Annotated in this window: 17 protein-coding genes; 7 read left to right on the top strand and 10 right to left on the bottom strand. The window is 73.1% G+C overall.

Features of this window, described 5'->3' with window-relative positions; all coding sequences use genetic code 11:
* Window positions 1–34: 34 nt before the first annotated feature.
* Entirely contained in the window at window positions 35–1,303 is a 1,269-nt protein-coding gene (locus tag ACIP4P_RS36750; RefSeq protein WP_400926194.1) for an MFS transporter, read from the top strand.
* Window positions 1,304–1,441: 138 nt separating this feature from the next.
* The gene (locus ACIP4P_RS36745) at window positions 1,442–2,764 is read left to right on the top strand and encodes a D-arabinono-1,4-lactone oxidase (RefSeq protein WP_400926191.1); all 1,323 of its coding nucleotides are present in this window, start codon (window positions 1,442–1,444) and stop codon (window positions 2,762–2,764) included.
* Window positions 2,765–2,768: 4 nt separating this feature from the next.
* Here ACIP4P_RS36745 and ACIP4P_RS36740 read toward each other — a convergent pair whose 3' ends face one another.
* Window positions 2,769–3,650, bottom strand: a complete 882-nt coding sequence (locus ACIP4P_RS36740; protein ID WP_400926188.1) for a hypothetical protein — start codon at window positions 3,648–3,650, stop codon at window positions 2,769–2,771.
* A gap of 517 nt (window positions 3,651–4,167) precedes the next feature.
* On the opposite strand from ACIP4P_RS36740, the gene sepH reads away from it, so the two are divergent.
* A complete protein-coding gene (sepH, locus tag ACIP4P_RS36735; RefSeq protein ID WP_400926185.1) occupies window positions 4,168–5,244 on the top strand; it encodes a septation protein SepH in 1,077 nt (358 codons plus the stop codon).
* Between the two features lie 64 nt (window positions 5,245–5,308).
* Here sepH and ACIP4P_RS36730 read toward each other — a convergent pair whose 3' ends face one another.
* Window positions 5,309–6,184, bottom strand: coding sequence for a sulfurtransferase (locus tag ACIP4P_RS36730; RefSeq protein ID WP_400926182.1), 876 nt, complete (start codon window positions 6,182–6,184; stop codon window positions 5,309–5,311).
* Between the two features lie 184 nt (window positions 6,185–6,368).
* Between ACIP4P_RS36730 and ACIP4P_RS36725 the strand changes: the two genes are divergently transcribed.
* Complete coding sequence (locus tag ACIP4P_RS36725; RefSeq protein WP_400926228.1) at window positions 6,369–7,112, top strand: VOC family protein; 744 nt, start codon at window positions 6,369–6,371, stop codon at window positions 7,110–7,112.
* Between the two features lie 50 nt (window positions 7,113–7,162).
* Here ACIP4P_RS36725 and ACIP4P_RS36720 read toward each other — a convergent pair whose 3' ends face one another.
* The 4 genes from ACIP4P_RS36720 to ACIP4P_RS36705 all read right to left on the bottom strand — a co-directional run bounded on the left by ACIP4P_RS36720 (window position 7,163) and on the right by ACIP4P_RS36705 (window position 12,690).
* Entirely contained in the window at window positions 7,163–7,819 is a 657-nt protein-coding gene (locus ACIP4P_RS36720; RefSeq protein ID WP_350513719.1) for a thymidine kinase, read from the bottom strand.
* A gap of 61 nt (window positions 7,820–7,880) precedes the next feature.
* Window positions 7,881–9,068, bottom strand: a complete 1,188-nt coding sequence (locus ACIP4P_RS36715) for a nucleotide pyrophosphatase/phosphodiesterase family protein (protein WP_350513718.1) — start codon at window positions 9,066–9,068, stop codon at window positions 7,881–7,883.
* Window positions 9,069–9,151: 83 nt separating this feature from the next.
* Window positions 9,152–9,751 carry a DUF5998 family protein gene (locus ACIP4P_RS36710; RefSeq protein WP_350513717.1) on the bottom strand — a complete coding sequence of 200 codons (600 nt, stop codon included), beginning with the start codon at window positions 9,749–9,751 and terminating at the stop codon, window positions 9,152–9,154.
* A gap of 92 nt (window positions 9,752–9,843) precedes the next feature.
* A complete protein-coding gene (locus tag ACIP4P_RS36705; protein ID WP_400926177.1) occupies window positions 9,844–12,690 on the bottom strand; it encodes a GNAT family N-acetyltransferase in 2,847 nt (948 codons plus the stop codon).
* A gap of 226 nt (window positions 12,691–12,916) precedes the next feature.
* Between ACIP4P_RS36705 and ACIP4P_RS36700 the strand changes: the two genes are divergently transcribed.
* The gene (locus ACIP4P_RS36700; protein ID WP_350513715.1) at window positions 12,917–13,198 is read left to right on the top strand and encodes an HPr family phosphocarrier protein; all 282 of its coding nucleotides are present in this window, start codon (window positions 12,917–12,919) and stop codon (window positions 13,196–13,198) included.
* Between the two features lie 77 nt (window positions 13,199–13,275).
* Here ACIP4P_RS36700 and ACIP4P_RS36695 read toward each other — a convergent pair whose 3' ends face one another.
* The 3 genes from ACIP4P_RS36695 to ACIP4P_RS36685 all read right to left on the bottom strand — a co-directional run bounded on the left by ACIP4P_RS36695 (window position 13,276) and on the right by ACIP4P_RS36685 (window position 17,523).
* Window positions 13,276–14,469 (bottom strand): RtcB family protein, encoded by a 1,194-nt coding sequence (locus tag ACIP4P_RS36695; protein WP_400926173.1) that lies wholly within the window; start codon window positions 14,467–14,469, stop codon window positions 13,276–13,278.
* A gap of 325 nt (window positions 14,470–14,794) precedes the next feature.
* Window positions 14,795–16,159 carry a M16 family metallopeptidase gene (locus tag ACIP4P_RS36690; RefSeq protein ID WP_400926225.1) on the bottom strand — a complete coding sequence of 455 codons (1,365 nt, stop codon included), beginning with the start codon at window positions 16,157–16,159 and terminating at the stop codon, window positions 14,795–14,797.
* 20 nt (window positions 16,160–16,179) lie between these two features.
* Window positions 16,180–17,523, bottom strand: a complete 1,344-nt coding sequence (locus tag ACIP4P_RS36685) for a pitrilysin family protein (RefSeq protein WP_350513712.1) — start codon at window positions 17,521–17,523, stop codon at window positions 16,180–16,182.
* Between the two features lie 306 nt (window positions 17,524–17,829).
* Between ACIP4P_RS36685 and ACIP4P_RS36680 the strand changes: the two genes are divergently transcribed.
* Window positions 17,830–20,280, top strand: a complete 2,451-nt coding sequence (locus tag ACIP4P_RS36680; protein WP_400926170.1) for a DNA topoisomerase (ATP-hydrolyzing) subunit A — start codon at window positions 17,830–17,832, stop codon at window positions 20,278–20,280.
* Window positions 20,281–20,445: 165 nt separating this feature from the next.
* Window positions 20,446–21,348, top strand: a complete 903-nt coding sequence (locus tag ACIP4P_RS36675; RefSeq protein WP_400926167.1) for a sucrase ferredoxin — start codon at window positions 20,446–20,448, stop codon at window positions 21,346–21,348.
* A gap of 68 nt (window positions 21,349–21,416) precedes the next feature.
* Here the strand turns inward: ACIP4P_RS36675 and ACIP4P_RS36670 are convergent, their stop codons facing one another.
* On the bottom strand, window positions 21,417–22,475 hold the full coding sequence (locus ACIP4P_RS36670; RefSeq protein ID WP_400926164.1) for an ABC transporter substrate-binding protein: 1,059 nt from the start codon (window positions 22,473–22,475) through the stop codon (window positions 21,417–21,419).
* Window positions 22,476–22,512: the final 37 nt, after the last annotated feature.

Genomic DNA, 22,512 nt, shown 5'->3' with positions numbered 1-22,512 from the left:
AGCCTTGTTCCTTACGTCCCTGCCCGGAGCCCCCGTGCTGTCCAGCTACCGCCGAATATTCACCGCGCCCGGCAGCGCGGCCTTCTCCTCCACCGGATTCGTCTCCCGACTGCCGATCTCGATGACCGGCATCGGGATCGTGACCATGCTGTCCCAGCTGCGCGGCTCGTACGGCGTGGCCGGACTGGTCTCGGCCACCCTCGCGGTCTCCGCCGCGATCCTCGGTCCGCAGGTCTCCCGGCTGGTGGACCGGCACGGCCAGGCGAGGATCATCGTCCCGGCGATGGCCCTCACCATCGGCGCCGTCGTCGGCCTGCTGCTCTGCGCCCGGCTGAACGCCCCGGACTGGACGCTGTTCGTCTTCGCCGCCGGCATGGGCGTCATGCCGAGCACCGGCGCGATGGTCCGCGCCCGCTGGGCGCACCTCTACCGCGAGGACACCGACCAGCTGCACACCGCCTACTCCTTCGAGGCCGTGGTCGACGAGGCCTGCTTCATCGTCGGCCCGATCCTCTCCATCGGCCTGGCCACCTCGGTCTTCCCCGAGGCCGGCCTGCTGCTCGCCGGGATCTTCCTGGCCGTCGGCGTCCTGCTCTTCGCCGGCCAGCGCTCCACCGAGCCGCCGGTCCACGAGGCCGCCCGGCACGCGGGCCGCTCGGTGATCACCAACCGCGGCCTCCAGGTGCTGATCCTGACCTTCGTCGCCACCGGCGCGATCTTCGGCTCGGTCGAGGTGGTCACCGTCGCCTTCGCCGAGGCCCAGGGGCACAAGCCGGTCTCCAGCGTGATCCTCGCCCTGTGGGCGCTCGGCTCCTGCCTGGCCGGGGTGGTGTTCGGCGCGCTCAAGCCCGCCGGCTCGATGGCCAAGCGCTTCTTCCTCGGCGTGCTGTTCATGGCGCTCAGCATGGTGCCGCTGCTGCTGGTCGCCCACGCGGTGCACGGCATCGGCGGACTGGTCGCGGTCGGCGCCGCACTGCTGGTCGCCGGCATCGCCATCTCCCCCACCCTGATCACCGCGATGGCCCTGGTCGAACGGCTCGTCCCGGCCGCCCAGCTCACCGAGGGCATGACCTGGACCACCACCGGACTGGCCCTCGGCGTCGCGGCCGGCTCCTCGGCCGCCGGCTGGGTGATCGACGCCTCCGGCGCCGCCGCGGGCTACTGGGTGCCGTTCGCGGCCGGCGTCCTCGGCGTGCTCGCCGCGCTCGCCGGACTCAGCCGACTGCGCGCCGGACTCACCGCCGCACAACCCGTCGCAGTGCCCTCCGCAACGGTCGAACGACCCGTAGACGTCGAACGGTGAACTGACTAATCTCGCCCTACCCGTGGCCCTACCCACGGGTAGGGCCCGCCTCCCCGGACACCGCGGACGGACCCTGTCGGCGGCCCCGCCGCCCCGGACGCGCCGACCCCGTTCGGCCCGGCAGCAGGAGGCATCGCAATGCCCCAGGCCAGCACCGCGACCCCCACCCGGTGGACCAACTGGGCCGGCAACCAGAGCGCCCACCCGGCCCGGACCGCCACCCCCGGCACCGCGGAGGAGCTGGCCAGGGAGATCCTGCGGGCCGCCGAACAGGGCCGCACCGTCAAGGCCGTCGGCTCCGGCCACTCCTTCACCGCGATCGCCTCGGCCGGCGACGGACTGCTGCTCCGGCCGCACGCGCTCACCGCGGTCCGCGGCATCGACCGCGAGGCCGGCACCGTCACCGTCGAGTCCGGCCTCCCGCTCAGCCGCCTCAACCGGGTCCTCGCCGCCGAGGGCCTCGCCCTGACCAACATGGGCGACATCGAGGTGCAGACCGTCGCCGGCGCCACCAGCACCGGCACCCACGGCACCGGCCGGGACTCCGGCTCGCTCGCCGCCCAGATCCGCGCCCTGGAGATCGTGCTCGCCGACGGAACCGTCCGGCACTGCTCCCCCACCGAGAACCCCCGGCTGTTCCAGGGCGCCCGGCTCGGCCTCGGCGCCCTCGGCGTGATCACCGCCCTCACCTTCGGCGTCGAACCCGCCTTCCTGCTCACCGCGCACGAACAGCCGATGCCCTTCGACGAGGTGCTGGAACGCCTCGACGACCTCACCGCCGTCAACGAGCACTTCGAGTTCTACTGGTTCCCGCACACCGACCGCTGCGCCACCAAGCGCAACAACCGCAGCCAGGGGCCGACCGCCCCGCTGCCCCGGTTCAAGGAGTGGCTGGAGGACGACTTCCTCTCCAACACCGTCTGGGAGGGCGCCTGCCGGGTCGGCCGCCGCTTCCCCGGCTCCATCCCGTCGATCGCCTCGCTCGCCAGCCGCGCCTGGTCCGACCGCAGCTACACCGACACCGCGTACAAGGTGTTCACCAGCCCGCGCAAGGTGCGCTTCGTGGAGATGGAGTACGCCGTCCCGCGCGCGGCCGTCGCCGAGGTGCTGCGCGAACTGAAGGCCCTGGTCGAACGCTCCGACTGGAAGGTCGGCTTCCCGGTCGAGGTGCGCTTCGCCCCCGCCGACGACCTCTGGCTCTCCACCGCCTCCGGCCGGGACAGCGCCTACATCGCCGTCCACCTCTACCGGGGCACCCGCGACCAGGGCTACTTCACCGGCGTGGAACAGCTGATGACCGCCCATCAGGGCCGCCCGCACTGGGGCAAGCTGCACACCCGTGACGCCGAGTACCTGGCCGGCGTCTACCCGCACTTCGGCGACTTCACGGCGCTGCGCGACGAGGTCGACCCGCAGCGCCTGTTCGGCAACGACTACCTGCGGCGGGTGCTGGGCGCCTGAGGGCCTAGTTCGCCGGCGTCCCGGCGGGCGGCGGCGGGGCCACCGTCCCGTTCGCCGGGGCGTTGCTCGGCACCGGCGGCTTCGGCGTGGCGTCGCCGGTGGGCCTACCCTCGCCACCGCCGCCACTCCCGGCGCCGCCACCCGCGGACGGGGAGGAACCGGCCGACGGGCTAGCGCTCGGACCGGCCGAGGGCGACGCGCTGCCGCCCTGCCCGCCGGAGCCGGTGCTCGGGGTCGTGCTCGGCTCCCGGCTCGGCCGGGTGGTCGCCGGGGCCGAGGCGCCGCCGGACGGCGTGCTGTCCGGGCCGCGCCCACCGCCGGTGGACGGCCGGTCCGCGGGGGTGTCCCGCGGCGTCGAGGACTTGGGCGTCGAGGTGCCGCCGAAGGACGTCCCGTTGCCGGTCTCGCCCTTCACCGTCGCCGCCACCGGCTGCCCGGTGGCCAGCTCGAACGCCACGATCGGCGTCATCGCCAGCACGAACACCAGTGCGGACACCGCCGCGTAGGACTTCCAGCCCCACCGCCGGCGCGCCCGCACCACCTGCGGCTCGTTCCACTCCGAGGTGATCGCCGGCCCCGCGGCCGGGTGCTCCGGCCCGGCCGGCACCTGGCGCAGGGCGTTCGCGGCCTCGTTCGGCCCGCGGTCCACCGCCCCGCGCAACTGCTCGCCGGTCCGGCGGAACAGGTGCTGGAACACCGCGCCCCCGGTGGTGGCCCCGATGCTGACCACCGCCGCGCCCATGATCGTGCCGTACACGCCGAGTTCGGACGCCAGCAGCGCGCCCACCACCGTGGCCAGAGCGCTCGCCGCGACCTGAGCCACACTCAGATCGATCCGCTTGCGCTCCTCCTTGCCGCCTTCCCCGGCGGGGCTCCGCTCCGACATCAACATCCTTCGGTCCGTACGACTGCTACTCGAACAAGCCTCTCCATCTTGCCCAAAGAAGGACACAAGGGACGAAAATGCGGTTCTCCGCGCCCGGATTGTGTGAAGATGATCACCGTTCACCCGGCGATGGTCCGCCGTTGGGGGCGGGCGCTCTTGAGATTCCCGTGAATCGCGGGAGACTTGAGCGGCGAGCCGCCCCTTCGGATGCCACGAATGGAGTACTGTTCGTAAAGCCCGAGTCCTGGGTCGACTTGTCGACTGTGCCTGTACCGGCAGCTTGACGAAGAGCCACGGATCGGACACGCACGGCGACGCCGGTCCCGGATCGTCGCGAACACTCCGCGTGCGAGGACGGCCGGGACACCCAGGCGCGACGTCGACGGATGACGTGGCAAAAAGGCAACCGTGCCACAGCGGTGTGGCCGGGCGTAAGCCCGACACGCCGGGGAACTCAGCAAGGTTGTGGCCAGTCGCGAGTGGGCAGGCCACACTCAGTACGGGAGCAGCGACGCAGGTGACGTCGGCAGGCACAACCCGGGAGGTAACCGTGCCCGAACTGCGGGTTGTGGCCGTCAGCAACGACGGCACACGGCTGGTGCTCAAGGCTGCCGACAGCACGGAGTACACCCTCCCCATCGACGAGCGGCTGCGCGCCGCCATCCGCGGCGACCGACCGCGCCTCGGCCAGATCGAGATCGAGGTCGAGAGCCACCTCCGCCCCCGGGACATCCAGGCCCGGATACGAGCCGGTGCCTCCGCCGAGGAGGTCGCCCAGGCCGCCGGCATCTCCGTCGACCGGGTCCGCCGCTTCGAGGGGCCGGTCCTCGCCGAACGCGCCTTCATGGCCGAGCGCGCCCGCAAGACCGCCATCCGCCGCAACGGCGAGTCCCCCGGGCCGCAGCTCGGCGAGGCCGTCGCCGAGCGGCTCGCGCTGCGCGGCGCCGAGAAGGACACCGAGCGCTGGGACTCCTGGCGGCGCGACGACGGCACCTGGGAGGTCATCCTCTCCTACCGGGCCGACGGCGAGGGCCGCAGCGCGTCCTGGACGTACGACCCGCCCCGACGCCTGGTCCAGCCCAACGACGACGAGGCCCGCGCGCTGATCGGCGAGACCGTCGAGCGCGAGGAGGACTCGGTCTTCCCGTTCATCCCGCGGATCGCCCGGCTCCCCCAGGACCGGCCGCCCCGCCCGATGATCGACCGGCCCTCCGCCGACCGCATCATGTCGGCCCGCGAGGTCCGCGAGTCGCGCGAGGCCACCGCCGACTCCCGGGACTCGCTGACCAGCCTGCTCGACGTCGTGCCCGCCTTCCGCGGTGACCTCACCGTGGGCGGCCCCGCCCCGATCGACCCCGTGCCCGCCGAGATCGCCGAGGAGAACGAGGAGCCGGCCGCGGCCGCCCCGGCGGTCGGCGCGGGCTCGGCCTACGCCGACATCCTGATGCCGCGCGCCGTCGCCCCGCACCGCGAGCGCCTGGTCGGCACCACCGACCGGCAGGCCGAGGCGGACGGCGTCCGGCCCGGCCGCCGGGCCACCGTGCCCAGCTGGGACGAGATCGTCTTCGGCAGCCGGCGCAAGAAGCAGGAGTAGTCCCCGGACAGCACGGAGGGGCGGGAGGCCGAGCCTCCCGCCCCTCCGTCGCGTCCGGCCGGGCTCAGCCCGGCTGGTCGGTCACCGCCACCGGGCGGCCCGGGTCACTCGACCACTCGCTCCACGAACCCGGGTACAGCGTGGCCTCCAGACCCGCCGCCGCCATCGCCAGGATCTCGTGCGCCGCCGTCACCCCGGAGCCGCAGTACACCGCGACCTCGCGCTCCCCCGCGCCCAACCCCCGGAAACGGGCGGCCAGTTCGGCGACCGGACGGAACCTCCCGTCCGGTCCCACGTTCTCCGAGGTCGGTACCGACAGCGCACCCGGGACGTGCCCGGCCCGCGGGTCCACCGGCTCGCTCTCGCCCCGGTAGCGCTCACCCGAGCGGGCGTCCAGCAGCAGGGCCTCACGCGCCCAGGCCGCCGCACCGTCCGCGTCCACCGTCGGCAACTGCCCCGGGACGGCCTTGAAGTCACCCGCGGCCGACTCCGGCACCTCGGCCGTCACCGGCAGCCCGGCCGCCCGCCAGGCCGCGAAGCCGCCGTCCAGCACCCGCACCTCCCGGTGCCCGGCCCACCGCAGCAGCCACCAGGCCCGGGCCGCCGCCATCGACGCTGCGCCGTCGTACACCACGACCGGACGCCCGGTGCTCACCCCGAACCCGCGCATCGCCGCCCCGAACTCCTCCGGATCCGGCAGCGGATGGCGCCCGCCCCGGCCGGGAGCACCGGGCGGGGCGGCAAGGTCCCGGTCCAACTCGACGAAGTGGGCGCCGGGCAGGTGCCCGGCCCGGTACTCCTCGGCCGCGGTCGGGCCGCCCGGCGCGGCGCCGACCAACTGGTAGCGCACGTCCAGCAGCACCGGCGGCCGGGCGGAGGCCAGCGCCTCGCCCAGCTCGGCCGCGGAGATCAGCGGGGAACCGTCGTTGAAGGTGGTCATGTCGGCCATTGTCGCGCAGCGCCACCGGCCCACGGCTCTTTGTGCGCTCTTTGCCGGACTTTCCGCGCGGGTCGAGGGTTGGGCGCGCGCCAGGGTGGAAGCATCACCCTCGCGCGCCAGGAATTCCGTGCGCCCACCACCCGTCGTGCGCCAACCACCCGTGAGGAGGCCCGCATTGCCCGCGGTGGAACTCCGACTGGCCCAGGGCACGCCCTGCTGGGTCAGCCTGCTGACCGACGACCTGCCCGGTGCCCGGGCCTTCTACGGCGAACTGCTCGGCTGGACGTACTCCCCCGGGCCGGGCCAACTCGGCGCCTACGTCCGGGCCGAACTCGACGGCGCACCGGTGGCCGGCCTCGGCGTCTCCACCGCCACCGGCTTCCCGGTGCAGTGGACCACCTACTTCGCCGTGGACGACGCCGACCGCACCACCCAACTGGTGCGCCAGTGCGGGGGCACCGTCGCGGTCGGACCGCTGCAGGCCGAGAGCGCCGGACGGATGGCCATCGCCTCCGACGTCTCCGGCGCGGTCTTCGGCCTCTGGCAGGGCGAGGAACACCTCGGCCGGGAATCCGGGACACAGCCCGGCGGCCCCGCCTGGGCCGAACTGCTCACCCCGGACGCCGACGGCGCCGCCGTCTTCTACGCCGCCGTGCTCGACCGACCGGTCCGGCCCACCGGCGGCGAAACCGCGCTACTGGTGCACGGGCGCCCGGTCGCGGGCATCCGCCACCACGCCGACCTGCGCGGCCACCCGCCGCGCTGGCGCACCCACTTCGCCGTCCGGGACGCCGCACTGACCGCCCGTCAGGCCGTCGCGCTCGGCGGCCGGATCCTGGTCGAACCGCACGGGACCGTCCGCGGCACGGCCGCCCGGCTGGCCGACCCGCAGGGCGGGCACTTCTCGGTCCTGGAGGTCGCCGAGTAGCGGGCTCAGGCCTGCCGGCTTCAGACCTGCTGACCTCAGGCCTGCCGGCTTCAGGCCTGCTGTTCCTCGAAGGGCAGCACGTCCGGGGAGAGCACCGAGGCACGCGCGGTAGCGGCGGTCAGCCGACGGCGGTGGTGACGGCGGCACAGCACCTCGTAGCCCACCTCGTCCTCGCGCACCGAGATGTCGCCGATCACCACCTGGGCGCCCTCGACCACCATCACCCCGCCGACCGTACGGGCGTTGTGGGTCGCCCGCGCACCGCACCAGCACAGCGCCTCGACCTGCAGCACCTCCACCCGGTCGGCCAGCTCGATCAGCCGCTGCGAACCCGGGAACAGCCGGGTGCGGAAGTCGGTGGTGATGCCGAAGGTGAAGACGTCGATGTCCAGTTCGTCCACCACCCGGGCCAGCTGGTCGACCTGCTCGGCGGCGAAGAACTGCGCCTCGTCGCAGATCAGGTAGTCCACCCGACCGCCGGCGGAGAGCCGCTGCACCACATGGGCGTGGAAGTCGAAGTCGTCCGTCACCTCGACCGCGTCGGCGCGCAGGCCCAGCCGACTGGAGATGGTGGCGGCGCCGGCCCGGTCGTTGCGGGTCAGGATGACGCCCTGCCGGCCGCGCGCGGTGTGGTTGTGGTCCATCTGCAGCGCCAGCGTCGACTTGCCGCAGTCCATCGTGCCCGAGAAGAACACCAGTTCAGCCATGGGTGGAGCAAAGGCCTTTCACATCAAGGGGGTTCGGGCACAGAGGAGTCAAGGGACCGACTCAGCCACGGACTTCGAGCAGCGGCACGAACTGCTCGACCGGCGTCATCGAACCGTGCAGGCCGATCATCGCGGACTCGCCGGGCTCGTTGCGGGAGGCGATGATCGCGATGTCGTCGCGCGCCGCGGCGACCACGTCGCCGATCCGCCGGTACACCCGGTCGTCGACGGTCGGGCCGAACCAGCCCGCCGCGATCGCCTCGTCCCGGGTGGCCACCCACATCCGGTCGCCCAGCACCTCGCTCCAGACCGTGTGCACATCGGCCGCGGCGCCCGGCACCGCGTACACGTGCCGGGCCCGGCCCTCACCGCCGAGCAGGGCGACGCCGGCGCCGAGCTCCCAGTCCTCGTCGAAGTCGATCCGGTCCTCGGGGGCGATGTCGATCATGCCGTGGTCCGCGGTCACGTACATCGCCGAACGCGGCGGCAGCTGCTCGGCCAGCCGACGGGCCAGCCGGTCCACCGCGTCCAGCGTCATCCGCCACTCGTCGGAGTCCACCCCGAAGCGGTGGCCCGCGCCGTCCAGCTCACTGACGTAGGTGTACACCAGCGCCCGGTCGTGCTCGGCCAGCCAGGAGGCCGCCAGGTCCATCCGCTCCTCGCCCGTGGTGCGGCCCAGGAAGGTGCCGCCGGAGAGCGCCACCCTGGTCAGCGGGGTCTGGGCGAACAGCGGCGAGGACACCTGCGCGGTCGCCACCCCGGCCCGGTGGGTCTGCTCGAACACCGTCGGGTACGGCTGCCAGGCCTGCGGATCGGTGTGCGGCTGCCAGCGCAGCTGGTTCATCAGGTAGTCGGCGCCCGGCACCGCCACCGTGTACCCGGCCAGACCGTGCAGGCCCGGCGGGGTGCCGGTGCCGACCGAGGCCAGCGAGGTCGCGGTGGTGGACGGGAAGCCCGCGGTCAGCGGACGGCCCGAACCGCCCATCGAACTCCCGGCCAGCGAAGACAGGAACGGGGCGTACTCGGGGTGGCGCAGCAGCAGCTCCCAGCCCAGGCCGTCCACCAGGAACACCACCGCCCGGTCGGCCGGGGCGATCGGCAGCGTCGCGGTGAACCCCGGGACGCCCAGGCCCGCCGCCACCGAGGGCAGCAGGTCGCAGAGCGAGCCGCTGCCGTACGGGGGCGCGGGGGCGGCGGCCGGGTCGAGGATCTCGAAGGCGTCGTAACCGTCGGAGGGTGCGAAGGACATGGAACCGGATTCGTAGCGGGCGGGAACGCGGTCGGAGGCGCGAACGGGGACGCGAACGGGGACTGCGGGGTCGAGCCGCGGGGTCAGACCCGCGGGCTGGTGTCGATCGTCGCGTCGGACAGCGCCCGGGCGAACACCAGGGCCTGGGCCACCGTCTCCGGGCCGTCCCCGGCCTCGCTCACCCGCAGCGAGAGGTCGTCGGCCGTCGCCGAGCCGGTGTAGCCGTGGTCGGCGTCACAGTTCGGGTCCGAGCAGCCGGCCGGCTCCAGGTCCAGGCGCTGCACCGCGCCCCAGCCGATCGTCAGCACCACCTCGCGGGGCAGCGTCCCGGGCGTGTACGTCTCCGGGTTCGCCACCATCCGGCTCACCACGACCGAGCCGATCCGGTCCAGCCGGACGCTCTCCGTCGAGGTCGTCGCGAACGGCACGGCGGGGGTGCCCGCGTCGCCCGACTGCTCGTCGGTGTGACTCACCACGAACCGGGTCGGGGTCAGCACCAGCACCGTCACGTGCCGGCGCACCTCGTTGGAGTCGAAGGTCGTCTCCTGGTGCACCAGGTAGGAGCTGATCGGCTCCGGGCCCACCGCGGACTCGACCGCCTCGGACACCAGGGCCGGGTAGTAGCCGCTGCGCTCGATCGCCGAGCGCAGGTCCTGAGTGGTGGTGGTACCGGTCTTCGCCATAACTCCATCCTGGCATGGTCCGCCGACGAAGCGGGCGGCACGGCGCCGAGCTTCGGACATCAGCGCCCACGGGCAGGCGCAACCAAGGAAGGTTACAGCGTGCTCATCGCGCGCGGGCCCAGATCGCTGCGGACGGGCAGCGGTGCGACCCGCACCCGCGCCCCCAGGATCGCCAGTCCGTGCGGGGCGACGACCACCGGTTCGAGGTCCACCGAGGCGATCTCCGGCACGTCGTCCGCCAGTTGCGAGACCCGCAGCAGCAGTTCCTCCAGCGCGTCGGTGTCCACCGCCTCGGCACCGCGCCAGCCGAACAGCAGCGGAGCCGCCCGGACCTCGCGGATCAGCCCGGCGACCTCCTGGTCGGTGGCCGGGACCAGCCGGTGGGCCACGTCGCCGAGCAGCTCGGCGGGGGCTCCGGACAACCCGAAGGACAGGATCGCGCCGACCGCCGGGTCGACCGTGGCGCCGATCACGGTGTCCACGCCGCGCGGGGCCATCCGCTGCACCACCAGCCGGGCCCCGGCCGCGCCGCCGAGCAGCGCGTCCAGTTCGCGGTGGGCGCGGCGCAGGCCGGATTCGGCGGTCAGGTCGAGGCGGACGCTGCCCAGGTCGGGGCGGTGCCGCAGGTGCGGGGCGGTCGCCTTCAGGGCCACCGGGTAGCCGAGCTGCTCGGCGGCCCGGACGGCGGTCTCCTCGTCCGGGGCGGGCAGGGCGGGCGAGACGTCGATGCCGTAGCGGGCCAGCAGCTGACGGGCCTCGGTGTCCGACAGGGTGATCCGGGCGCCGCCGGGCTGGGTGCGGGCCGCCGTCGCGGCGCGGGTGCTCAGCGCCGCCTCCACCAGGGCGCGGGCGCCGGGCTCGTCGATCCGGTCCAGCTCGGGGACGCGCGCCGTCTCCTCCGCCTCGGCGGTGCGGCGGCGCCACTGGGCGTAGTGCACGGCGTGCGCGAGGGCGCGCACGGCGCGTTCCGGCGCCGCGTAGGCCGGGATGCCGCCGGGGCGCAGCCGGGTCGGCAGGTCGGTCAGCGCCAGGTGGGCCAGCACCAGGGGCTTGCCCCGTTCCCGGGCGCGCTCGCCCGCTTCGAGCAGGGCGGCGGCGATCTCCGGGTCGTCCGAGCCCATCTCGGGGTCGTCCGGGCCGGTCAGCCGGCCGCCCATGAAGGCGTGCGCGGAGGTGCCGATCGGGGGGATGGCGACGGCGATCACCGCGTCCACGGCGGGGTCGCCGAGCGCCACGTCCAGGGCGATCCGGAAGTTCTCGCCGGTGGCGGCGGTGGTCAGGTCGACCGGGGTGCGCGGACGCAGCCCGGCACTCAGGCAGGCGTCGTAGGTGAGCAGGCCGAGCGAGTCGGAGTTGCCGACCACGGCGACCCGGTCGCCGGGCGGCAGCGGCTGCTGGGCGAGCAGTTCACCGGTGTCGAGGAGCTCGGTGATGGTCGCCACCCTGATCACGCCGGCCTGTTCGAACAGGGCGTCCACGGTGGCGTCGCGCAGGCCGGTCGCGGTGGCCGGGACGGCGTGACCGGGCGGCAGGCTGCCGGTGTGGCGGGCGCCCTTGACCACGACCACCGGCTTGGCGGCGGCCAGCCGGCGGGCGATCCGGGTGAACTTGCGGGGGTTGCCGAAGGACTCCAGGTAGAGCAGCACCACCTCGGTGGCCTCGTCCTCGGCCCAGTACTGCAGGAAGTCGTTGCCGGAGACGTCCGAGCGGTTGCCGACCGAGGCGAAGGAGGAGACGCCCAGGCCGCGCCGGTGGGCGGACTCCAGCAGGGCCACGCCGATCGCCCCGGACTGGCAGAAGATCCCGAAGCCGCCGCGGTTCGGCAGGTGCGGGGCGAGCGAGGCGTTCAACGGGCGGTCGGGGTCGGTGTTGATCAGGCCGAAGGCGTTCGGGCCGATCACCCGCATGCCGGCCGCGCGGGCCTGGCGGACCAGGGCCCGCTGGCGGTCGCGGCCCTCCGGGCCGGTCTCCGCGTAGCCGGCGGTGACCACCACCAGGCCCTGCACGCCGTGCGCGCCGCACTCGGCGACGGCCGCCGGGACGGCGCCCTCGGGGACGGCGATCACGGCGAGGTCGACCGGCCCGGGAATGTCCAGAATCGAACGGTGCACCGGTACGCCGTCCAGCACGGTGCCGGGCGGGGCGCTGCGGTTCACCGCGTACACGGTGCGCTCGGCGTCCTTGGGCTCGTACCGGCTCTCGAACTCGGTGTCGAAGCTGCCGAGCAGGTCGCGCAGGAGGGCCCGGCCGACGGTCTGCGGGTTGCGGGAGACACCGATCACGGCCACCGAGCGCGGGGTCAGCAGCCGCTGCACCGAGCGGGCCTCGGCACGGTGCTCGCGGGCGCGCATCACGGCGAGCGAGCGGTCGGTCTGTTCGAGGTCGAACTCCAGGTGCACCACGCCGTCCGCGAAACTGCGGCGCTGGGTGTAGCCGGCGTCGGTGAAGACCTTCACCATCTTGCGGTTCTCCGGCAGCACCTCGGCCTGGAAGCGGCGGATGCCGCGCTCCTGGGCCACCGCCGCGATGTGCTCCAGCAGGGCGGAGGCCACCCCGCGGCCCTGGTGGGCGTCCTGCACCAGGAAGGCCACCTCGGCGTCCGTCCCCGTGTCGGAGGGGCGGCCCTCGGCGTCGATCCGGTCGTAGCGGACGGTGGCGATGAAGTGGTCGCGGACCACCACGGCGAGGCCGACCCGGTTCACGAAGTCGTGATGGGTGAAGCGGCGGACGTCCTTGTCGGAGAGCCGCGGGTACGGGGCGAAGAAGCGGAAGTACTTGGACTGGTCGGAGACCTGCTCGTAGAACTCCACCAGCCGCCCGGCGTCGCCGGGAGTGATCGGCCGGATCCGGGCCGTGCCGCCGTCGCGCAGCAGGACGTCGGCTTCCCAGTGCTGCGGATAGTCGGGTTGCTCGGGGTTCGCCACCGCGGGGTCTTCCACATTCGTCAGGTTATCCGGCGGCGAGCCGAATGGCGCCGGACGCGTGCCCACGGCAGGGTGGACAGGGCCACTGGCCGGGCCTTATGCCCCGAAAAGAAACAATCACAAGTCCCGAACGCGGCGCCTCGCAGGGGTCGCCTGCGTGCAACACTGGTCTAGACAACACGGTCGTTTCCCCCGCTCCCCGAGCACGGCCGTGACCAGCTTCACCGGAAAGGCACGTCTCATGGCTGAGCGCCGCGTCACCATCGGTTGGGCCGAGGGCCTGCACGCCCGTCCCGCCTCCGTCTTCGTCCGTGCCGTCACGGCCACCGGCGTGCCGATCACCATCGCCAAGCCGGGCGGCAACCCCGTGAACGCCGCCTCCATGCTCGGCCTGCTCGGCCTCGGCGCCCAGGGCGGCGAAGAGGTCATCCTCGCCTCCGACGCCCCCAACGCCGACGACGCCCTCGACCGCCTCGCCAAGCTGGTCGCCGAAGGCCTCGACGAGCTCCCGGCCGCCGCCTGAGCCTCGCAGCCTCCCGATCGGGGTGTCGCCACGTCGTGGCGGCACCCCGATCGGCTTTCGGCAGGCCCCTGCCCCGGTCAGCCCTTGACGCAGATCACCTGCTTGAGGTGCGCGACCACCTCGACCAGGTCCTTCTGCTGCTCGATGACCTTCTCGATGTTCTTGTAGGCGCCCGGGATCTCGTCGACCACGCCGCTGTCCTTGCGGCACTCCACGCCCGCAGTCTGCTCGGCGAGGTCGCGCGCGGTGAACCGCTTCTTGGCGGCGGTGCGGCTCATCTTGCGGCCGGCGCCGTGCGAGGCGGAGTTGAACGCCGCCTCGTTGCCCAGGCCGCGGACGATGTACGAACCCGTCCCCATCGAGCCGGGAATGATCCCGAGGTCACCGGAACCGGCCCGGATCGCACCCTTGCGGGTCACCAGCAGGTCGACACCGTCGTACTGCTCCTCCGCCACGTAGTTGTGGTGGCAGCTGATCACCTCGTCGAAGGTGACCCGCGCCTTGGCGAACTCGCGCCGGACCACGTCCTGGAAGAGCGCCATCATGACCGCCCGGTTGTTCTTGGCGTACTCCTGCGCCCAGAACAGGTCCTGGCGGTAGTCGGCCATCTCCGGGGTCTTCGCGAGGAAGACCGCCAGATCCCGGTCCACCAGGCCCTGGTTGTGCGGCAGCGAGCGGGCGACGCCCATGTGGTGCTCCGCCAGCTCCTTGCCGATGTTGCGCGAGCCGGAGTGCAGCATCAGCCAGACCGCATCAGTCGTATCAACACACAGTTCGATGAAGTGATTACCTCCGCCGAGCGTGGCCATCTGCTGCATCGCCCGCCCCCGGCGCCACTTGACGTCCTCCGCGATGCCGTCGAAGCGCTGCCAGAAGTCGTCCCAGCCCGGCGCGCGGAAGTCCTGGAGCCCGGCCGGGTCGACCGGGTCGGTGTGGAGTCCGCGGCCGACCGGGATGGCCTGCTCGATCTTGGAGCGCAGGCCGGAGAGGTCGTCCGGGAGGTCCTTCGCGGTGAGGGAGGTCTTCACCGCGCTCATCCCGCAGCCGATGTCGACGCCCACCGCCGCCGGGCAGACCGCGCCCTTCATGGCGATGACGGAGCCGACCGTCGCACCCTTGCCCAGGTGGACGTCGGGCATCACGGCGAGGCCGTGCAGCCAGGGCAGCGAGCTGATGTTGCGCAGCTGCTGCAGGGCCTGGCCCTCGACCGTCGCCGGGTCCGTCCACATCCGGATCGGGACCCGGATTCCGGGCACTTCGGTGTACGTCATGGTGAACGACCTCCAGCGGTCGGGGAGTTCAGGAAGATGAGCTGCCGCGCGCATGAGAATCCCGGCGCGGCTCGGGGAAGTTCGGGGGCGGCTGCGCTCAGGCGGCCGGGGTGGAGCAGGGGAGGGACGGCCTTGGGGAGCGTCGTCGTATGGTTCGCTCGACCCGCATGGTGACCGCCTCCTTTCGCTGCTCGCCGTTCGCACGTTCGGTGCGTCGGGGAACATCTATCCACGGAACGGGACGGGCCCGCAAGGGATTTAAAAACGCGTCCGGCCCGGCGGAGCGGGTTCGCTCCACCGGGCCGGAGTCCGACGCCACCGGGCGTCAGCTGACGACGGTGACCTCGCCGATCCCGAGCGCCCGGACGTCCTCGGCGATCGCGGCGGCGTCGCCGACCAGGACGGTGACCAGGCGGTCCGGCGGGAAGGCGGCGACCACGGCCTCGGTGGCCGCGGCGGTGGAGAGCTCGGCCAGCTGCCGGTAGACCTCGGCCTGGTAGTCGTCGGCGAGGTGCTGCTCGACCTGGTCCGCCAGGGTGCCGGCGACCGAGCCCGCGGTCTCGTACTTCAGCGGCGCGACGCCGACCAGGAACTGCACGGCCTCGTCGCGCTCGGCGTCGGTGAGGCCCTCGGCGGCGAGGGTGCGCAGGATGGTCCAGGTGTCGGCCAGCGCGGGGGCGGTGGAGGCGGTGTCCACCGAGCCGCTGATGGCCAGCAGCGAGCGCCCGCTGCCGTCGGCGGCGGAGCGCAGCGGCTGGGCGAAGGCCCGGACGCCGTAGGTGTAGCCCTTCTCCTCGCGCAGGACGCGGTCGAGGCGGGAGGTGAGGGTGCCGCCGAGGCAGTAGGTGCCGAGGATCTGGGCGGCCCAGACCGGGTCGTGGCGGTCGGGCCCGATGCGGCCGATCAGCAGCTGGGTCTGGACCGAGCCGGGGCGGTCGACGATGAGGACCCGGCCGCGGTCGTCGCCGGTGACCGGGGCGTGCGTGGAGAGCCCGGCGGTGGAGCCGGTCCAGGTGCCGAGGGTGCTCTCCAGCAGGGCGGGCAGCTCGACGCCGGTGAGGTCGCCGACCACCACGACGGTGCTGGTGGCGGGCCGCACGTGGGCGTCGTAGAAGGCCTTGACGGCGGCCCGGTCGATCGACTTGACGGTGTCGGCGGTGCCGCTGCGGGGCCGGGAGAGGCGGTCCGCGGCGTCGAAGAGCTCAGCGTAGAGGGCCTTGGCGGCGCGCCGGGCGGGGTTGGCCTGCTCATGGACGATCTCGTCCAGGCGGTTGGCGACCAGTCGCTCGATCTCCTCGGCCGGGAGGGCGGGGGCGCGCAGGGCGTCGGCGAGCAGGGTGAGGCCGCGCTGCAGTCGGGAGGCGGGGACCTCCAGGGCGACCCGGATGCACGGGTGGTCGGCGTGGGCGTCCAGGGTGGCCCCGGCGCGCTCCAGTTCGCCGGCGAACTCCTCGGCGGTGAGGGTGTCGGTGCCCTCGTTGAACGCCCGGGCGAGGATGGCGGCGATGCCGTCGAGGCCCTCGGGTTCGGCCGCGAGCGGGACGTCGAGGAGGACCTCGACGGCGACCAGCTGCTGGCCGGGCCGGTGGCAGTGCAGGACGGTGATGCCGTTGCCGAGGGCGGACCGCTCGGGGGCGGGGAAGGCCCAGGGGCTGGGGGTGCCGGGCTGGGGCTGGGGGTGGAAGGTCATCGCGGGGACGTAGTCGGTGCTCATACGGCGGCACCCTCCTCTTCGGAAGCGGCGTCGGAAGCGTCGTCGGCGGTCGCGGTCGGCTCGTAGACGAGGACGGCCCGGTTGTCGGGGTGGAGCCGGGCCTTGGCGACGGCCTGGACCTCTTCGGCGGTGACGTCGAGGACCTTGGGGAGGGCGTCGTTCAGCAGCTTGGGGTCGCCGAACAGGACGGCGTAGCGGCAGAGTTCGTCGGCGCGGCCGGCGACGGTGGTGAGCCGGTCGAGCCACTCGCGCTCGATCTGGGCCTGGGCGCGCTCGAGTTCCTCGGTGGTGGGGCCCTCGGCGGCGAAGCGGGCGAGTTCCTCGTCCACGGCGGCGTCGATCTGCGCGATGGTGGCGTCGCCGGAGGTCTTGACGTCGAGCCAGCCGAGGCTGGGGGCGCCGGCGAGGCGCAGCAGGCCGAAGCCGGCGGCGACGGCGGTGCGGTCGCGGCGGACGAGCCGGTTGTAGAGCCGGCTGGACTCGCCGCTGCCGAGGATGGTGAGGGCCAGGTCGGCGGCGTCGGCTTCCCGGGTGCCGTCGTGCGGCAGGCGGTAGGCGGCCATCAGGGCGCGGGAGGGGACGTCCTCGGTGACGTTCTCGCGCACCTCGTGGCCGATGGTGTCGGGGAGTTCGCCGGAGCGCGGGGGCTGCTTGCCGTCGTGGGCGGGGATGGATCCGAAGTACTTCTCGACCCAGGCGATGGTCTGCTCGGGGTCGATGTCGCCGACCACGGAGAGGACCGCGTTGTTGGGCGCGTAGTAGGTGCGGAAGAACGTCCGGGCGTCGTCGAGGGTGGCGGCGTCGAGGTCGGCCATGGAGCCGATCGGGGTGTGGTGGTACGGGTGGCCGTCCGGGTAGGAGAGCGCGGTGAGCTTCTCGAAGGCGGTGCCGTACGGGACGTTGTCGTAGCGCTGGCGGCGTTCGTTCTTGACGACGGCGCGCTGGTTCTCCATGGACGTCTCGTCGAGCGCGGCGAGCAGCGAGCCCATCCGGTCGGCCTCCAGCCAGAGGGCGAGCTCCAGCTGGTGCGCGGGCATGGTCTCGTAGTAGTTGGTCCGCTCGAAGCTGGTGGTGCCGTTGAGGGAGCCGCCGGCGCCCTGGACGAGCTCGAAGTGGCCGTTGTTGGAGACGTTGGCGGAGCCCTGGAACATCAGGTGCTCGAAGAGGTGGGCAAGGCCGGTGCGGCCCTTGACCTCGTGGCGGGAGCCCACGTCGTACCAGAGGCAGACTGCCGCGACGGGGGTGAGTCGGTCCTCGGAGAGGACGACGCGCAGGCCGTTGGCCAGGCGGTGCTCGGTGATGGCGATGCCTCGGCTGGAGGCGGGGGCCGGGTTGGCCATGCGCTCGGGTCCTTCCCGTCGTCGATGTCGGGGTTCGTGTGGCGTCCCCCATTGTGGTGCAACGCGTGGGGGGCGTGTTCGTGCCCGCGCGGATGCGGCGTTCGCCAGGGGCGGAAGAGGGCCGCTGACCGGGACTGTCGGCGGGAGGGTCCACAATGGGGGCGCCGTGCCCTGTCGGTCGCGCCCGGTTGACGGGTGGCGGCGACGGGACGGTGAATCAGGACGGCGACGCCCGTGCGCCGACCGACCGACGGCCGGACGACGGCCGACGCCACTGCCAGCGACACGTAAGGGAGCCCCGCCGCGATGGCCCGCCGCAGTTCGCAGACCCCGCCGCCCGGAGACTTCGAGGAGCGGATCCTCGACGTCGACGTCGTGGACGAGATGCAGGGCTCCTTCCTGGAGTACGCCTACTCGGTGATCTACTCGCGGGCGCTGCCCGACGCGCGGGACGGTCTGAAGCCGGTGCACCGCCGGATCCTGTACCAGGCCAACGAGATGGGCCTGCGTCCGGAGCGTTCGCACGTGAAGTGCGCCCGTGTGGTGGGCGAGGTGATGGGCCGGTTGCACCCGCACGGCGACCAGTCGATCTACGACGCGGTGGTCCGGATGGCGCAGCCGTTCTCGATGCGGCTGCCGCTGATCGACGGGCACGGCAACTTCGGTTCGCTGGGCAACGACGACCCGCCGGCCGCCATGCGGTACACCGAGTCGCGGCTGACGGCGGCGTCGATGGCGCTGGTGGAGTCGATCCACGAGGACACGGTCGACTTCGGGCCGAACTACGACGGCAGCGAGCAGGAGCCGCTGGCGTTGCCGGCCGCGTTCCCGAACCTGCTGGTGAACGGCGCGACCGGGATCGCGGTGGGCATGGCGACGAACATGCCGCCGCACAACCTGTCCGAGGTGGTGGCGGCGGCCCGGCACCTGATCAAGCACCCGAGCGCGGACCTGGACACGCTGATGCGGTTCGTGCCGGGTCCGGACCTGCCGACGGGCGGGCGGATCGTGGGCCTGTCGGGGATCCGGGACGCGTACGAGAGCGGCCGTGGCACGTTCAAGATCCGGGCGACCACGGCGATCGAGTCGGTGACGGCGCGCCGCAAGGGCATCGTGGTGACCGAGCTGCCGTACAACGTCGGCCCGGAGAAGGTCATCTCGAAGATCAAGGACCTGGTCAACGCGAAGAAGCTGCAGGGCATCGCGGACGTCAAGGACCTGACCGACCGCGAGCACGGGCTGCGGCTGGTGATCGAGGTGAAGAACGGCTTCGTGCCGGAGGCGCTGCTGGAGCAGCTCTACAAGTTGACGCCGATGGAGGAGACCTTCGGCATCAACAACGTGGCGCTGGTGGACGGGCAGCCGTTGACGCTGGGGCTGAAGGAGCTGTTGGAGGTCTACGTCGACCACCGGTTCACGGTGGTGCGTCGGCGCAGCGACTTCCGGCGCCGCAAGCGTGAGGAGCGGCTGCACCTGGTCGAGGGCCTGTTGGTGGCCCTGGTCGACATCGACGAGGTGATCGCGATCATCCGGTCGAGTGACAACGCGCAGCAGGCGAAGGAGCGCCTGATGGAGCGCTTCTCGCTGTCGGAGACGCAGACCGGGTACATCCTGGACACCCCGCTGCGCCGGCTGACCCGGTTCGACCGGGTGGAGCTGGAGCAGGAGAAGGCGAAGCTGTCCGCGGAGATCGCGGAGCTGACCGAGATCCTGGAGTCGGACTCCAGGCTGCGCAGTGTGGTGTCGTCCGAACTGGGCGCGGTGTCCAAGCAGTTCGGGACGGAGCGGCGCACGGTGCTGCTGGAGGCGGGGGCGGCTCCGTCGGCGGCGTTGTCGGTGCCGTTGGAGGTGGCGGACGACCCGTGCCGGGTGCTGTTGTCCTCGACGGGGCTGCTGGCGCGGACGGCGGACGGCGAGCCGTTCGAGCTGTCGGAGAAGCGGGCGAAGCACGACGTGATCGTGTCGGCGGTGCCGGCCACGGCGCGGGCGGACGTGGGTGTGGTGACGTCGGCGGGCCGGGTGCTGCGGCTGCCAGTGATCGATCTGCCGGCGCTGCCGCCGATGCCGTCGCCGACGCTGGCGGGCGGGGCCGCGGTGGGCGAGTTCCTGCGGTTGGAGGCCGGGGAGCGGGTGTTGGCGTTGACCACGCTGGACGAGTCCTCGCCGGGGCTGGCGCTGGGCACGGTGCAGGGTGTGGTGAAGCGGGTGGTGCCGGAGTGGCCGGCGAACAAGGACGAGTTCGAGGTGATCGCCCTCAAGGACGGCGACGAGCTGGTGGGCGCGGTCGAACTGCGCACCGGCGAGGAGGACTTGGTGTTCATCTCCTCGGACGCCCAGTTGCTGCGCTACCCGGCGGGGCAGGTGCGTCCGCAGGGCCGTCCGGCGGGTGGCATGGCGGGCATCAAGCTGTCGGACGGTGCCCGGGTGCTGTCCTTCACGGCGGTGGATCCGGCCGCGGACGCGGTGGTGGTCTCGGTGGCGACGGCCTCGGGCACGCTCTCCGGGGAGGAGCAGACCTCCTGGAAGGTCACGCCGTTCGAGCAGTATCCGCGCAAGGGCCGGGCGACCGGCGGGGTGCGGTGCCAGCGCTTCCTGCGTGGTGAGGACGGTCTGACGTTCGCCTGGGCGGGTGCCGCCCCGGCGCGGGCGGCCGGTGCCAAGGGCGTGCCGGTCGAGCTGCCGGAGCGGGACCCGCGCCGGGACGGTTCGGGCACTCCGGTGGCGGCGCCGATCGTGGTGGTGGCCGGCCCGGCGTGATGACGGGTCCGGGAGGGCGGGGTGCCTGCGGGCGCCCCGCCCTCCGGCGTACCCGGGGCCGTGCCGGGGTCGTACGGGGGCCGTACCGGGATCGGCGTCGGGCCCGTTCGCGGGCCGTTTCCGGAGCCCGGGCCGGGTGGAACCGCTGAGGGTAGCCTTGCCCGGGTGAGCACCTGTGCGACCGTGTCGCGTGAACTTTCGGAACCGCTGACCGCCACGGCGGCGGTGGCGACCACCTGGCTGCTGGTGGAGCAGAACGGCCCGTGGGGTGCGAAGGCGCTGGGCGAGAGCCACCTCGACCGGGAGACCGGCCGGGCGCTGGACGCCGCGGCGGCGGGCACCGGGGTGCGGGTGGCCCTGATCCGGCGGCCGGGCCGGCACGCGGACTGCCTGCCGACGACGCGGCACGAGGTGCTGGTGGCGCACACGGTGCCGGGCCGCGGCTGGGTGCGCCGGGCGCGGGTGGCGGATCCGGCGGAGCTGCTGGAGCTGGACTTCGCGGCGCTGGGCGCCGGCGACCACACGGGTTTCGGGGTGGATCACGTCGGCGGCCCGGTGGCGCTGGTGTGCACCAACGGCCGCCGGGACCGCTGCTGCGCGCTGCTGGGCCGTCCGCTGGCGGCGGAGCTGGCGGCGGCCGGGCACAGCGAGGTCTGGGAGGTGACCCACCTGGGCGGGCACCGCTTCTCCCCCACCATGCTGGTGCTGCCGTACGGCTACGCGTACGGGCGGCTGACGTCGGAGAGCGCCAAGGAGGTGCTGGCGGCGACGGCGGCCGGGCACATGGTGCCGGAGTGGTCGCGGGGCTGCTCGGGCTGGCAGCGGCCGGGGCAGGCGGCCGAGCACGCGGTGCGGCTGGCGACCGGCGAGACCGAGGTGGACGCGCTGACCGTGACGCAGCGGCCGGACGGCGAGCGCCGCTGGCTGGTGGGGGTGCTGCACCGGGACGGGCGGGCCTGGGAGGTGGACGTGATCGAGTCGGTGAGCGAGCCGGCGCGTCCGGAGAGCTGCGGCAAGACGCCGGGGACGCCGTCGCGGATGGACGTGCTGTCCGTACGGGGCGTCTGAGCACCGTCCGAGCACCACGGCGGCCCCGCGCCCGTGGGGGTGGGCGCGGGACCGCGGTCGGAGCCGGCTCAGCCGGTGGCCTTGCCCGCGAACTCCGTGGTGTACGTCCGGGACAGGTCGATCGTCCCCTCCTTGCCCTTGACGTCCGGGTGGAAGGCGGCGAGCACCGCGAGCACGGTCTTCGGGCCGTCGGCCGGCATCACCCCGTCGGTGGTGAACATCGGCAGGGTGGACTTGATCGCCGCCGCGTACTGCTCGGCACCGCCCTGCGCGTAGTCGGCGGGCATCTTCGCGGCGATCTCCTCGGGGCTGTGGGTGGACATCCACTTGAGGGTCTTCACGAAGGCGTTGGCGAGCTTCTGGGTGGTGTCCTTGTTCTTCTCCACCCACTCGGTGTTCATGTAGAGCGAGGAGGACGGGTAGAGGCCGCCGAGCGCCTGACGGGAGCCCTCGGGGGTGCGCAGGTCGTAGAGGATCTTGCCGAGGCCCTTGTCCAGGACGGTGGCGACGGTGGGGTCGGTGGTCATCCCGGCGTCGATGCTGCCCTGCTGGAGCGCGGCGATGAAGGTCTGCCCGGCGCCGACCGCGATCGGGCTGAACTCGCTCGCGGAGGCGCCGTTCTTGACCGCGAGGTACTTGGTCAGGAAGTCGGTGGAGGAGCCGAGGCCGGTGACGCCGAGCTTCTTGCCCTTGAAGTCGGCGCCGGACTTGATGGCGTCGGCCTGCTTGGTGGAGACGAGTTCGACTTCGCCGGGGGCCTGGGCGAACTGCACCACGGACTCCACGTGCTTGCCCTTGGCCTGGAGGTCGATGGTGTGGTCGTAGAAGCCGACGGCGCCCTGGACGTCGCCGGCCAGCAACGCCGTGGTGGCGTTGACGCCGGCCGGCTCGGTCAGCAGCTCGACGTTGACGCCGGCCTCGGCGAAGTAGCCGAGCCGCTGGGTGAGCATCGCGGGCAGGTAGATGACCTTGTCCAGGCCGCCGACCATGATCTTGACCTTGGGTCCGTCGACCTGCTGCCCGGCCGGGGCGGCGGCGCCGTGGCCGGCGGTGGCGGCGTCGTTGGCGCAGGCGGCGAGCGGGAACAGCAGGACGGCGGCGAGGGCGGCGGCGGCTGAGCGGCGCATGGGTGGGGGTGCCTCTCTTCTCGGAAGTCTTGACGTC

It is taken from the genome of Kitasatospora sp. NPDC089509 (assembly GCF_044749365.1).
Lineage (GTDB): Bacteria > Actinomycetota > Actinomycetes > Streptomycetales > Streptomycetaceae > Kitasatospora.
The sequence above is the reverse complement of the archived record's forward strand: the minus strand, read 5'-3'. Positions and strand labels throughout refer to the sequence as shown.

What these genes read in the sequence shown, in the direction of transcription:
- ACIP4P_RS36695 (WP_400926173.1), bottom strand. Translation starts at nt 14,469, where the DNA reads ATGACGTACACCGAAGTGCCCGGAATCCGGGTCCCGATCCGGATGTGG.
- ACIP4P_RS36710 (WP_350513717.1), bottom strand. Translation starts at nt 9,751, where the DNA reads ATGGCGAAGACCGGTACCACCACCACTCAGGACCTGCGCTCGGCGATC.
- ACIP4P_RS36700 (WP_350513715.1), top strand. Translation starts at nt 12,917, where the DNA reads ATGGCTGAGCGCCGCGTCACCATCGGTTGGGCCGAGGGCCTGCACGCC.
- ACIP4P_RS36730 (WP_400926182.1), bottom strand. Translation starts at nt 6,184, where the DNA reads ATGACCACCTTCAACGACGGTTCCCCGCTGATCTCCGCGGCCGAGCTG.
- ACIP4P_RS36680 (WP_400926170.1), top strand. Translation starts at nt 17,830, where the DNA reads ATGGCCCGCCGCAGTTCGCAGACCCCGCCGCCCGGAGACTTCGAGGAG.
- ACIP4P_RS36670 (WP_400926164.1), bottom strand. Translation starts at nt 22,475, where the DNA reads ATGCGCCGCTCAGCCGCCGCCGCCCTCGCCGCCGTCCTGCTGTTCCCG.
- ACIP4P_RS36690 (WP_400926225.1), bottom strand. Translation starts at nt 16,159, where the DNA reads ATGACCTTCCACCCCCAGCCCCAGCCCGGCACCCCCAGCCCCTGGGCC.
- ACIP4P_RS36685 (WP_350513712.1), bottom strand. Translation starts at nt 17,523, where the DNA reads ATGGCCAACCCGGCCCCCGCCTCCAGCCGAGGCATCGCCATCACCGAG.
- ACIP4P_RS36720 (WP_350513719.1), bottom strand. Translation starts at nt 7,819, where the DNA reads ATGGCTGAACTGGTGTTCTTCTCGGGCACGATGGACTGCGGCAAGTCG.
- ACIP4P_RS36740 (WP_400926188.1), bottom strand. Translation starts at nt 3,650, where the DNA reads ATGTCGGAGCGGAGCCCCGCCGGGGAAGGCGGCAAGGAGGAGCGCAAG.
- ACIP4P_RS36715 (WP_350513718.1), bottom strand. Translation starts at nt 9,068, where the DNA reads ATGTCCTTCGCACCCTCCGACGGTTACGACGCCTTCGAGATCCTCGAC.
- ACIP4P_RS36745 (WP_400926191.1), top strand. Translation starts at nt 1,442, where the DNA reads ATGCCCCAGGCCAGCACCGCGACCCCCACCCGGTGGACCAACTGGGCC.